Origin of the sequence: Aequorivita vitellina (genome assembly GCF_022008365.1) — a bacterium.
GTDB lineage: Bacteria > Bacteroidota > Bacteroidia > Flavobacteriales > Flavobacteriaceae > Aequorivita > Aequorivita vitellina.
On record NZ_JAIRBA010000002.1, the window covers coordinates 136,680 to 149,679 of the forward strand.

Sequence of the window (13,000 nt, forward strand, 5' to 3'; positions counted from 1 at the left end):
TAATGTTATTTATTTGAAAAGCAAGGGGTGGGAATATATTTGTTGTAAAAAAAGACGTAATACTTGATACATTTAAAAGATTGACAAAATGCTTTGCTTTCGATTTTGTTTTCCACTTATTCCAAAGTCACAATTAAATCATCTTTCATTACCATTGTTCCCGGTTTAAGCGATATCGATTTAATTTTTCCAGCCTTATTTGCCGTAATTGTGCTTTCCATTTTCATGGCTTCAATAATAAAAAGGTGATCGTTCTTTTTTATTTCCTGTCCTTTTTTCACCAAAATTTTATATAAACTTCCCTGTAACGGAGCGCCGTATTGATTGGAGTCTTGTGGATCAATTTTTACGTGAACTTCTTTTTCTACCTTTATAGACTTATCTTTTATTTCCACAAAACGGTTTTCGCCATTTACTGAAAAGAAAACAATCCGTACGCCGTCGTCATTCGGAATACCTACCGAAAGCAGTTTTACAAGGATTGATTTTCCGGGTTCCAATTCAATAATCGCCTCTTCCTGAAGCTTCATTCCATAAAAGAAATTTTCTGTAGAAAGAATAGCAACATTGCCGTAAAGCTTGTATTTTTCGTGTGCATCTTCAAAAACCCGTGGGTATAAACTATATGAGAGGAAATCTTCAAATTCTATAGGTCTTGTAAATCCTTGCTGAAATTTTTTTCTGAAAACTTTAAATTCCGAATCAAAGTCAATTGGCTCTAAATGTGCATTGGGTCTATCGGTATATGCTTTGTTGTTTTTCAGAATAACTTTTTGAAGCTCTTTTGGAAATCCACCTAAAGGCTGTCCCAAATCGCCTTTAAAGAAATTTATCACAGATTCGGGGAAAGAGATTTCTTCACCTCGCGCTAAAACATCTGTTGGCGTAAGGTTATTAGTCACCATAAAAATAGCCATATCGCCAACCACTTTTGAACTTGGTGTTACTTTTATCAAATTACCGAACATTTCGTTTACCTGTGCGTACATTTTTTTTACTTCGCCAAAACGATCACCCAAACCGAGAGCTTCAGACTGCGGACGTAAATTTGAATACTGCCCTCCTGGTATTTCATGTTGGTAAACTTCGGCGGTTCCTGCTTTTAAACCAGACTCAAACGGATAATATTTTTCACGAACATCTTCCCAGTAATTTGAAAATTCATTTAGTTTATTAATATCAAATTTATTTTCGCGTGGCTGATTGCGCATCATTTCAACCATTGAATTGAAATTAGGCTGGGAGGTAAGTCCCGAAAGCCCGCCCAACGCAACATCCACCACATCTACACCTGCTTCAATTGCTTTTAAATAGGTTGCAGATTGAATGGAAGAAGTGTCGTGTGTATGCAAATGCAACGGAATTTTAATCGTGTCTTTTAAAGCTGCTACAAGCTCTGCCGCCGCATACGGTTTTAAAAGGCCGGCCATATCTTTAATGGCAATCATATGCGCGCCAGCGTTTTCAAGATCTTTGGCAAGTTGCGTGTAATATTTTAAAGTGTATTTTGTTTCTTTTGGGTCGAGAATATCACCAGTGTAGCTTATGGCGGCTTGGGCAATTCCGCCTGTTTTATTTCGAACAAAATTGATGCTCGGTTCCATAGCTTTCACCCAGTTTAACGAATCGAATATTCTAAAAATATCGACACCGTTTTCCCAAGAGGTTTCGATAAATTTTTCAATTAAATTATCGGGGTATGCTTTATAGCCAACACCATTTGAGCCGCGAAGTAACATTTGAAAAAGTATATTCGGCATCAACTTGCGAAGCTCGCGTAACCGTGTCCACGGGCTTTCATTTAAAAATCGAAGGCAGACATCAAAAGTAGCGCCGCCCCACATTTCAATACTAAAAGTATTTGGATGATTTTTGGCAAAACTTTCCGCAACTTGCAGCATATCATAACTACGCATACGCGTGGCTAACAACGATTGGTGCGCATCGCGAATGGTGGTGTCTGTATAATGAATTTTTTTATCCTCTTTCAACCAAAGGCAGAATTTTTCGGGACCTAATTCCGTAAGCATATCTTTTGTGCCTTTCGGAAAATCGCTTTCAGTTTCAAATTTTGGAATTTTTGGCGTTCTAAAAATTCGGTTTTTATCGAAGGTTTTCACATCGGGGTTGCCGTTTACAATTACTTCGCCTAAATAATTTACAATTTTTGAAGTTCTGTCTTGTGGAAGTTTAATGTCGAAAAGTGAAGGTGTGTTAGCTATAAAATTAACCGTAGCTTTTCCTTCCTTAAATGTGTCGCTATGAATTACATTCTGAAGAAAATGAATATTGGTTTTTACTCCGCGAATTCTGAATTCTCTTAAAGCGCGCGACATTTTACGCACGGCGCCGTCTAAAGTACGCCCGTGAGCCGAAACTTTTACAAGCATAGAATCGAAAAACGGACTCACGCTGTACGATTGGTATATACTTCCGGCATCTAATCTGATGCCCATTCCACCAGCGCTTCGGTAGGTAGTGATTGTGCCGTAATCTGGTGTAAAGTTATTCTCAGGGTCTTCTGTAGTTAAACGGCATTGCATCGCGAAACCGTAAGTGGCAAGCGTTTCCTGATCGTAAATTTTAATTTGTTTGTCTGAAAGTTTATAGCCGCCAGCAACAAAAATTTGTGTTTTTATAAGATCAATTCCGGTTACCATTTCAGTAACAGTATGCTCCACTTGGATACGCGGATTTACCTCTATAAAAAATACATTGTCTTCTTTATCTACCAAAAACTCTACGGTACCAACGTTATTGTAACTTACCTCTTCGGCTATTTGAATGGCGTATTTGTAAAGTGAATCTTTTACTTTTTTCGAAACATTAAATGAAGGTGCCACTTCAATTACTTTCTGATGTCTGCGCTGCACAGAGCAATCGCGCTCAAACAAGTGGCGAATATTACCGTGATTATCTGCTACTATTTGTACTTCTAAATGCTTGGGGTCTTCCACATATTTTTCGAGAAACATAGTGTCATCGCCAAAAGCGTTAAGCGATTCGCTACGTGCAGATTCAAAATTATTTTTTAAATCGGCATCGTTTCTAACAATTCGCATGCCGCGGCCGCCCCCGCCAGAAGCTGCTTTTAGCATTATAGGATAACCAATGGTAGCTGCTTCAGAAAGCGCAACTTTAAGTGAAGTAAGCTCTTTTGTATTACTTTTTATAATAGGTACCTTGCATTTTTCAGCAATTTTTTTTGCGGTAATTTTATCGCCCAAAGCATCCATAACCTTTGGATCGGGGCCAATAAAAACTAATCCGTTTTCAGCGCAATTTCGGGCAAATTCAGAATTTTCAGAAAGAAAACCGTAACCGGGATGGATGGCATCTACATTCTTAGATTTTGCCAAAGCAATAATGGCATTACCATCTAAATACGGTTTTAAAGGCTCGTCATTTTCGCCTATTTGGTAAGACTCATCTGCCTTGTACCGGTGTTGCGAATAACGATCTTCATAAGTGTAAATGGCAACCGTTTGTAAGTTTATTTCGGCACACGCTCGTAACACACGTATTGCAATTTCACCTCGATTCGCAACTAATACTTTTTTAATTTTCATGGCAGACAATTTTTAATGTTTTGAAATTTGCGTTAAAGATAATAATTGCAAAGTGTGCTTAGAAAAATTTCTGTTTTATTTAGCAACAGTTTTTACTTACTATTTATGTTTAACGGTCTATTTTGAGGATATAAAAGACGTTATTTTAAAATATAAGGGTTTTCACTTTTGTAGTTTCTTACAACAAAATCTAAGGCGCTTTGTAACACCTCGCCCATATTTTGTGCTTTTTTAAATTTGATATCGCCAGTTAAATCAAAGAGGTCCATTTTTAATTGTTTCACTTTTTCGGGTGGGGCGATGCTGTCTTTTTTCATACATACCATAAGTCCCTTTAAGCGTTTTTTCATACTCGTAGCACGCTTTGCTAGTAGCGATCTTTCCTCGTTAATGTATTGATCTATGGAGGCTTGTTGCAATAATTCCATGGTCATTGTTACTAATTTGCTGTTTTCTTTTAAAAATTGCGGCTTGTAAACTTTTGAGTTTCCCTCATAACTTTGCTGATCAAAATCTATGGCGCGAATTCGGTATTGAATCCGGTCAAAATCGTGGGTTAAAACCATTACGTAATTGTAGGAGCGCATATCGCCCAAAAGGCGCACAAAACAGCGTTCGTTGAATTTTACAAACTCCTTTGCAATTTCCATTTTGTCGCGATGCGAGCAGTTATCTAAATGGTTTTCAATAAAATCGTCTCCCGGAATTCCCGAAATGTGTTCTTCAATTAAGGTGTTTTTTCTAACAAGGAAGTTAATGTGGTTTGGCGATAGCAGATCTTCCAGTTCCAAACCGTAAATACGGGAGGCGTCTGCCTTTTTTATGTAAAGATAAAGGTAATTGTCGTTTAGAATATTTCGCACTTTTATTCTAAAGGGTTTCGAGTTTCCGAAGGTGCAAAAATCGATACTGTCTATATTTAAGTATGGAAATATGGTATCACTTCCATCTGAATGCAAAATGGAATACACTTTTTTAAGACTCTGATTAATTTCTTCGGTTTCAAATTCAGAATAGTAAACGCTAACCCATAGCGTGTCTTTTCCGTTTTTGTCGAAAACAGATACTGAGCCTTGAAAGCGCAATAGATCGTCGTAATAAATAGGAATTTTTATGGTGCGGCCGTGGCGGGTTAAATATTTTAAAAGTGCATCTGTAACTGGATATGCGGGTTTCTTTTTTGAAATGAGTTTGTTTCGCTCCATCGCTTCAATTTTTGTTTTAAAGATATGGATTTATAAAAAGACGTAAGACCGCTTCGCTGAAAAGATGTAAGTCCGCTGCGCTAAAAGACTTAAGATATAAGATTAAAAAAATCAGAATTCGGAATTGAAAGTTATTCCTTCACAAACTTTTTCAAAGCCACATTTTTTCCAGAATACAGTTGAATATAATAAATACCCGCAGCTAAGCTGGAAATATCTACAGTTGGAGAACCTGTGTCAACTTCCAATTGTCGAACGCGGTTACCCAAAATGGAATAAATATTTATTTGGTCTATGGATTGGTTTTGGGTGTTAATATGCAAAGTGTTTTTTGTGGGATTGGGGTAAAGTGAAATCGTGTTGTTGAACGCATTTTCTGTAATTCCCAAAATTTCTTCGTGGTGGATAATCCAGTAATCATTCCCGCCACGTGAATTCTCGGTTTTATCGCCAGAAATATTTGAAGTTGATGCCCCTGCAATTGTAAAAGTTCCGTTTGGAGTTAATAGAACTGAAGGGTATCGATCATTATACCTGCCACCGATGGTGTTTTGTCCTTCAATAATGCCAACTGCGTTTAATTTTATAATCCAAAAATCATCTTGGCCTTCAGTGTCTTCTGATTTATCTCCCGAAATATTTGAAAATGAATCGCCTGTTACAATATAACCATTATCCTGAGTTTGAATTATATTATAAACGAAATCATCGGCACTTCCGCCAAGAGTTTTATCCCATTCAACTATACCATCGGCATTCAATTTTAAAACCCAATAATCCCAACTGCCTCTACCGTCTTCTGTTTTATCTCCCGAAGCATCAGACATGGAAGATCCTAATGCCATATAGCCACCATCAGAAGTTATAATTACATTTTTGAAAAGATCACCTCCATCCCCTCCGTACGTTTTTTCCCAAATAGTATTTCCGTTTGAGTTGATCTTCATTATAAAATATGATAAGCCGTCATAGGGATACGAACCTGGCGAACCAATTACATAGCCACCGTCATTGGTTAATTTTAGAGATAACATTTGAATGTCATAAGCTCTTTGCCATTCAATGGCTCCATTTTCATTTAGTTTTATAACCCAAGTATCTATATTGGAAGCATTTGTTCCTATATTTGCGATTGTTCTATCTCCAGATATGCCTGAGGTTGAAGTGCCTCCAATTAAGTAACCACTATCAGCTGTTATTTCAATGGTCAATGCTTTGTCTTCCCCATTTCCGCCAATGGTGTTTTGCCATTCAATAGTACCGTTAGCGTCTATTTTAACCACCCAATAATCATAGCCTCCTTGTGAGTTTTCGGTTTTTTCGCCAGAGATATCGGAATTTGAATAACCCGCCAAAATGTAACCACCATCTGCGGTCTGTTTGCCGTCTGCTAAAAATTCTTCTTGATTTCCGCCAATTGTTTTTTGCCATTCAATGTTACCAGCGTTATTAAATTTTAGAACCCAAAAGTCTTTACCGCCCCGTGAGTCTTCGGTTTTTTCTCCTGAAATATTACTTTTTGAATTTCCACCCATTAAAAAACCATCATCTATAGTAGCAATTGTAAAGGTTGGTTCATCCCAATTGCTGCCACCAATAGTGCGTTGCCAAAGAATATTTGGATCTTGGGCGTACATGGTATATAGTGAAAGAAATATGGCTAAAAGTGTAGTTGTCTTTTTCATAACAAATTGAATTTAATTTAACTGTCTCGCAGCCATTAAGATACGAATTCTTCCGCAATATTTTAAAATTCAGAATGAAAAGTTATTCCTTCACAAACTTTTTCAAGGCCACATTTTTCCCTGAATACAGTTGAATATAATAAATACCCGCAGCCAAGCTGGAAACATCTACTGTTGGGGAAATGGTTTCTGCATCCAATTGCAAAACTTTGCTACCTGTCATTGTGTAAATGTTTATTTGGTCTATTGTTTTGTCTTGGGTGTTTAATTGTAATGTGTTTTTTGTGGGGTTGGGGTAGAGGGTTATTGTGGTGGCGAAAGGGTTTTCTTCTAGGCCTAATGTATGGGCGTGTTTTATTATCCAGAAATCTGCTTCGCCACGACTGTCTTCGGTTTTATCTCCAGATATATTTGAGGAAGATTGGCCACAAATTATAAAACTACCATCGTTATTTTGAATTGCTTTGGGAAGCCTTTCCCCCAAAGAACCATCAATATCATTTTGCCATTCTATGATGCCTACAGAGTTAAGCTTCATTATCCAAAAGCTCTGGCTGTCTTCAAATGTATTGTCTGTTTTATCACCGGAAATATTTGAAAGAGAACTTCCGCTAATAAAATATCCCCCATCAGAAGATTCTATAACCGTAAGTGGGATATCTCCCGAGGCTCCTCCTATAGTATTTTGCCACATAATTCTGCCAGTTGAATCTAACTTTAAAACCCAGTAATCCTGATAGCCTTGAGAATCTTCCGTTTTATCTCCAGAAGCATCAGAATTTGAATGACCAATGGCAATATAACCACCATCATTTGTTAATATAAAATTTGTTAAAAAATCTTCGCCGTCCCCGCCATAAGTTTTTTCCCACATAGAGTTCCCGTTCGTATTTAATTTAGAAACAATATAATCACTAGAAATCCCACCCGTTCCTGTTCCAGCTAATATAAAACCTCCATCATTTGTTAAAATAGTGTTACTCAAAAATGAATTAAAAAAAAAATCATACCCCCTTTGCCATATAATATTTCCATTTAGATCCACTTTTAAAATCCATATATCGCCCACTACTGTTTTGTCTCCCGACACACCTATTGAAGCTTTGCCACCAATTAAAAAACCTCCATCAGGTGTCTGCTCAATATCTGAAACCGTATCATTTTCATTACTCCCTATTGTGTTTTGCCACATTATGTTGCCTACTGCATCCAGCTTTAGTATCCAATAATCTGTTCCTCCCTGCGAGTCTTCAGTTTTATCACCCGATATATTGGAACTGGAATAACCTAATACTAAGTAACCATTATCAAATGTTTGGATGATTTTTTTTAAGTAATCATCCTCGTTGCCACCTAAAGTTCTTTGCCATTGAATATTACCTGTACTATCAAATTTTAAAACCCAATAATCGTAACCTCCTCTTGAATTCTCGGTTTTCTCTCCCGAAATGTTAGATTCTGAAAAGCCTCCCACCACAAATCCTCCATCATTGGTTTTGGAAATGAAAGATGGTTGATCCCATTCACTTCCCCCAATAGTCCGTTGCCAAAGAATGTTTGGGTCTTGGGCTTGAATAGAAATCGCAGAAAATAGTAATGCTAAAAGGGTAATTATTTGTTTCATAAATGGAGCTTTTATTTGTGGGGGCAAAATACAGAATTCTTACAATCGAAGAAACAAAAAGGTTAAAGAATTCTTAAAAAAACTATGTTTATTTAACGTTTAATAGAACTCCATTCCTTTAAATTACCTTAGTTTTGCGCCCACAAAAAAACAAAAACTATGAAAAATTTATTTGGATTACTATTAGTAGCAATTACTCTAACTGCTTGTTCTAGCGATGATGATGGCGGTAGCAACACTACTTCAATTGAAGGAACTTGGAAAATGTCAGCTTTTAACACCGAAACTGCGCATGACCTTAATAACGATGGTACGGCTTCGACGAGTGTAATGGACGAAACCAATTGCTACCAAAACGAAACGATTGTTTTTGACGCAAATGGTACAGGTACCGCAACTAGCAATAGCTATGCAGATATCGAACTTACTTTGGTTACTGGTACTACAGACGAGTATGAGTACACAGTAACTTGTGTTTCAGAAACTGAGTCTACTCCATTTGCTTATACACAAAATGGAAACGAAATTATTTTAACAATGGATGGTTTTAACCAAACGGCAACCCTTTCTGGAAATACACTTACGTATGTATTTGAAGACGGTTTCTTTGTAGAGGTTGATAATAACGGAACAACCGTAACAGTTACTGAAGATATTACTTTTGTATTTACTAAGCAGTAATTACCATTTTCAATATGAAGAAAAAGCCGAAAATTCACTTTCGGCTTTTTTATTTTCTGAAAACTACTACTGAATACTGCCAACTTTTTAATGCGCTTCTAACCAATTGGCACCTGTACCCAAATCTACATCTAAAGGAACGCTGAGCTTATAAGCGTTTTCCATTTCGTGTTTTACCATGGTTTTTAGTTTTTCAAGCTCAGGTTTGTAAGCGTCAAAAACCAATTCATCATGTACTTGAAGTAGCATTTTACTTTTGTAATTTTCTTCCTCTAGTTTTTTATAGATATTTATCATTGCAATTTTAATGATATCAGCCGCACTTCCCTGTATTGGTGCGTTTACGGCGTTGCGTTCTGCCGCACCACGCACCACTTGGTTGCTGCCGTTTATATCTTTTAAATAGCGTCTTCTTCCCAAAACAGTTTGCACATAACCGTTTTCGCGTGCAAAATTTATTTGTTCGCTAATGTAATTTCGAAGTTTGGGATAGGTTTTATAATAAGTTTCAATTAAGTCTTTTGCTTCGCTGCGGGAAAGATCGGTTTGGTTGCTTAGGCCAAATGCAGATACTCCGTATATAATCCCGAAGTTCACGGTTTTTGCATTGCTTCGCTGTTCGCGGGTAACTTCATTTAAAGGAATATTAAAAACTTTGGCAGCAGTGGAAGCGTGAATATCTTCACCGTTTTTAAAAGCTTCAATCATATTGTCTTCTTCGCTTAAGGCGGCAATAATTCTAAGTTCAATTTGGCTATAATCGGCAGCCATTAAAACGTAGTCTTCGTTTCGTGGAACAAATGCCTTTCGCACTTCACGGCCGCGCTCTGTACGGATTGGAATATTTTGGAGGTTCGGGTTGTTACTACTTAACCGACCGGTTGCCGCAACAGTCTGCATATAATCTGTATGCACCCGCGAGGTAGCTTTTTCAACCTGTCCGGGAAGCGCATCAACATAGGTGCTTTTTAATTTTGCCAACCCACGATATTCCAAAACATCGCGGATAATTTTATGGTCTTTCGCCAAATATGACAGCACATCTTCGGCAGTAGAATATTGGCCTGTTTTGGTTTTTTTCGGCTTGTCGATAAGCTTCATTTTTCCGAAGAGAATTTCACCCAACTGTTTTGGGGAAGCAATGTTAAAGCTTTCACCAGCTTCCTCGAAAATGTTTTTTTCAAGCTGAAGAATATCTTTGTCTAATTGTTCGGAAAGGTTTTTTAAAAATTGATTATCCAAATTTATTCCTTCCAATTCCATTGCTGCCAGCACCCGAAGTAACGGGACTTCAATTTCGTCAAAAAGCTTTTGGGTGTTGGCTTCGCCCAATTCTTTTTCGAAATGTTTTTTTAGCTGAAAAGTTATATCGGCATCTTCAACAGCATACTCGGTTTGTTTTTCAATTTCAACATTGCGCATGTTTAATTGATTTTTTCCCTTTTTACCAATTAATTCGGTGATGGAAACGGGCGTATAATTTAAATAGGTTTCACTCAATACGTCCATATTATGCCGCATATCTGGGTTTATCAAATAATGCGCGAGCATGGTATCAAACAATTTTCCTTTTACTGAAATGTTATATTTCGCCAATACTTTTATGTCGTATTTTAAATTTTGACCTATTTTTTCTATAGATTCATCTTCAAAAAATGGGCGCAGTTCTTCAATAAGTTGTTGTGCTTTTTCGCGATTTTCTGGGAACGGAACATAAAAACCTTTGCCTTTTTCCCATGAAAAAGCGATACCTACCAATTCGGCATCAAGCGGATTCAAACCTGTGGTTTCGGTATCGAAACATACACTTTTCTGCTTCATTAAATTTTGCAGAAACAGTTTTGTGCCCATCCCTGGCTGTACCGTTTGGTAAAAATGTTCGGTATTTTCTATGGTTGCACGCGAGTTGTAGTCTTTAATTTCTTCGGTAGACTCACCGCCGCCAAATAGTGAAAATTGACCGCTTCCTGCAGTCGATGCACTTTTAGCACTTTCAGAATTTGAAATCTGAGTAACTTTTTCTGTAGCACCTTCTTCTGAAAACAGTTTTAAAAATTGATCTTTTAATCGTCTAAATTCAAGCTCTTCAAATATTTGCTGCACCTTTTCGCCGTCGGGCATAGTAAGTTCGTAATCTTCTTCATTAAAAGTTACATCGCAATCTGTTTTAATGGTGGCAAGTTGTTTTGAAAGAAGTCCGAGTTCGGCATTTGCTTCAACTTTTTCTTTCATCTTCCCTTTAAGCTTATCTGTATTTGCCAGCAGGTTTTCCATTGAGTCAAATTCGGCAATAAACTTTTTGGCAGTTTTATCGCCCACTCCTGGTAAACCTGGAATATTATCGCTGGCATCGCCCATCATTCCTAAGTAATCGATAACCTGTTCGGGACGTTCTACGCCAAAACGTTTCTTTACTTCGGGGATGCCCCAAATTTCAATAGCGTTCCCCATTCGTGCGGGGCGGTACATAAAAATATTTTCGGTAACCAGTTGGGCGAAATCTTTATCGGGGGTAACCATAAAAACTTGATAGCCTTCTTTTTCCGCCTGTTGTGCGAGTGTTCCAATAATATCATCTGCCTCCAAGCCGGAGAGTTCGATGCAGGGAATGTGCATGGCTTTGATAATTTCTTGAATTATGGGCACAGATTGTTTTATTACATCGGGGGTAGCATCGCGATTGGCTTTGTAATCGGCAAATAATTCGGTGCGTTCAGCACTACCGTCTTTGTCAAAACACACCGCAAGATGATCTGGTCTTTCACGACGAATAACATCAAAAAGTGAATTTAAAAATCCTAAAATAGCAGAGGTGTCTTGCCCCTTGCTATTGATAGTTGGATTTTTTATAAGCGCGTAATAGCCTCGAAAAATTAGGGCATAAGCGTCGAGAAGGAATAGTCTTTTTTGGGTTGCCATTTTTAATATTTTATTGAATTTCAGAAAAACAAAGCGTCTAAATAGAGGTAGCGCAAATGTGATTTTCTAAAGGATTGCTATAGAATTTTGATTCTTTTCAAAAGTAAAAATAACACTTTACAATTAGTGGGTTATATTTGAAAAAGAAAAGTGAAAATTACAAACTATAAAATCTTAAAACCCACGTTCGATTTAACTTCAAAATATAAAATCAAAGCTTACTTTTGCTTCAACAAATTTAAGATGCAGCAGTAATGAGCAATACATATTCAATAGTAATTCACGGCGGCGCTGGCACACTCGTTAAAGGTTTGATGACGCCCGAAAAAGAAGAACAGTACAAAGCCGCTTTAAATGAAGCATTGGAAAAAGGTTATGCTGTTTTGGAAAACGATGGATGTGCAATGGATGCCGTTGAAACAGCTGTAAACTATTTGGAAGATTCACCGCTTTTTAATGCAGGAAAAGGCAGTGTTTTTACCAACGACGGCACCCACGAAATGGATGCCGCAATTATGGATGGCAAAACTTTGGATGCTGGTGCGATTTCATTGATTACCGGAATTAAAAACCCAGTTTCTTTAGCACGGGATGTTATGGAAAAAACAGACCACGTTTTTCTTGCGGGCGAAGGCGCAATGCGTTTCGCGGATAGTTTGGGATATAAATTAGAATCGCCAGAATATTTTTATGACGAACACCGCTATCAACAGTGGCAAAACATAAAGGATAGCCATAAATTTCAGCTAGATCACAGTATGAAAAAGGAAGGCAAGTTTGGTACTGTTGGAGCTGTTGCTTGCGATAAAGAGGGCAATATTGCAGCGGCAACATCAACTGGTGGAATGACCAACAAGCGCTGGGGTCGCGTGGGCGACAGTCCAATGGTTGGCGCCGGAAATTATGCAAACAATAAAACGTGCGCCGTAAGTTGTACCGGTAGTGGCGAATTTTTTATTCGCGGTGTTGTAGCCTACGATGTTTCCTGTTTAATGGAATACAAAGGAATGTCTGTTGAAGAAGCCGCTAAAGAAGTTATCAATAAAAGAATTGTTGAAATTGGCGGAGATGGCGGTCTAATTGCCGTAGATGCCAAAGGTAATATAGCAATGCCGTTTAATACTGAAGGCATGTACCGCGCCTTTAAAACGTCACGGTTTAACGAGCAGGCCGAAGGCAAAAAACTAATAGCAATTTATAAAGAGTGATTTTTAAGATTCTTTAAAATATTATAATTTCAACAAACCCCAAACAACAAACCCCAAACCCCAAACAACAAACCCCAAACAACAAACCCCAAACAACAAACCCCAAACA

General features: G+C 37.7%; 7 protein-coding genes. 2 read left to right on the top strand and 5 right to left on the bottom strand.

Going from position 1 to position 13,000, the window contains the following annotated elements; translation table 11 throughout:
- Nucleotides 1-116: 116 nt before the first annotated feature.
- The 4 genes from K8089_RS01655 to K8089_RS01670 form a co-directional block, all read right to left on the bottom strand.
- On the bottom strand, nucleotides 117-3,569 hold the full coding sequence (locus K8089_RS01655; RefSeq protein WP_237601527.1) for a pyruvate carboxylase: 3,453 nt from the start codon (nucleotides 3,567-3,569) through the stop codon (nucleotides 117-119).
- Between the two features lie 140 nt (nucleotides 3,570-3,709).
- The gene (locus K8089_RS01660) at nucleotides 3,710-4,774 is read right to left on the bottom strand and encodes a hypothetical protein (RefSeq protein WP_237601528.1); all 1,065 of its coding nucleotides are present in this window, start codon (nucleotides 4,772-4,774) and stop codon (nucleotides 3,710-3,712) included.
- Between the two features lie 131 nt (nucleotides 4,775-4,905).
- Nucleotides 4,906-6,459 (bottom strand): T9SS type A sorting domain-containing protein, encoded by a 1,554-nt coding sequence (locus K8089_RS01665; protein ID WP_237601529.1) that lies wholly within the window; start codon nucleotides 6,457-6,459, stop codon nucleotides 4,906-4,908.
- 82 nt (nucleotides 6,460-6,541) lie between these two features.
- Nucleotides 6,542-8,083, bottom strand: coding sequence for a T9SS type A sorting domain-containing protein (locus K8089_RS01670; protein WP_237601530.1), 1,542 nt, complete (start codon nucleotides 8,081-8,083; stop codon nucleotides 6,542-6,544).
- Between the two features lie 159 nt (nucleotides 8,084-8,242).
- Here K8089_RS01670 and K8089_RS01675 point away from each other — a divergent pair, with 159 nt between their 5' ends.
- Nucleotides 8,243-8,764, top strand: a complete 522-nt coding sequence (locus K8089_RS01675) for a lipocalin family protein (protein WP_237601531.1) — start codon at nucleotides 8,243-8,245, stop codon at nucleotides 8,762-8,764.
- 87 nt (nucleotides 8,765-8,851) lie between these two features.
- Here the strand turns inward: K8089_RS01675 and polA are convergent, their stop codons facing one another.
- Nucleotides 8,852-11,683 carry a DNA polymerase I gene (gene polA, locus K8089_RS01680; RefSeq protein ID WP_237601532.1) on the bottom strand — a complete coding sequence of 944 codons (2,832 nt, stop codon included), beginning with the start codon at nucleotides 11,681-11,683 and terminating at the stop codon, nucleotides 8,852-8,854.
- A 254-nt stretch (nucleotides 11,684-11,937) separates the two neighbouring features.
- On the opposite strand from polA, the gene K8089_RS01685 reads away from it, so the two are divergent.
- Nucleotides 11,938-12,891 (top strand): isoaspartyl peptidase/L-asparaginase family protein, encoded by a 954-nt coding sequence (locus K8089_RS01685; RefSeq protein ID WP_237601533.1) that lies wholly within the window; start codon nucleotides 11,938-11,940, stop codon nucleotides 12,889-12,891.
- Nucleotides 12,892-13,000: the final 109 nt, after the last annotated feature.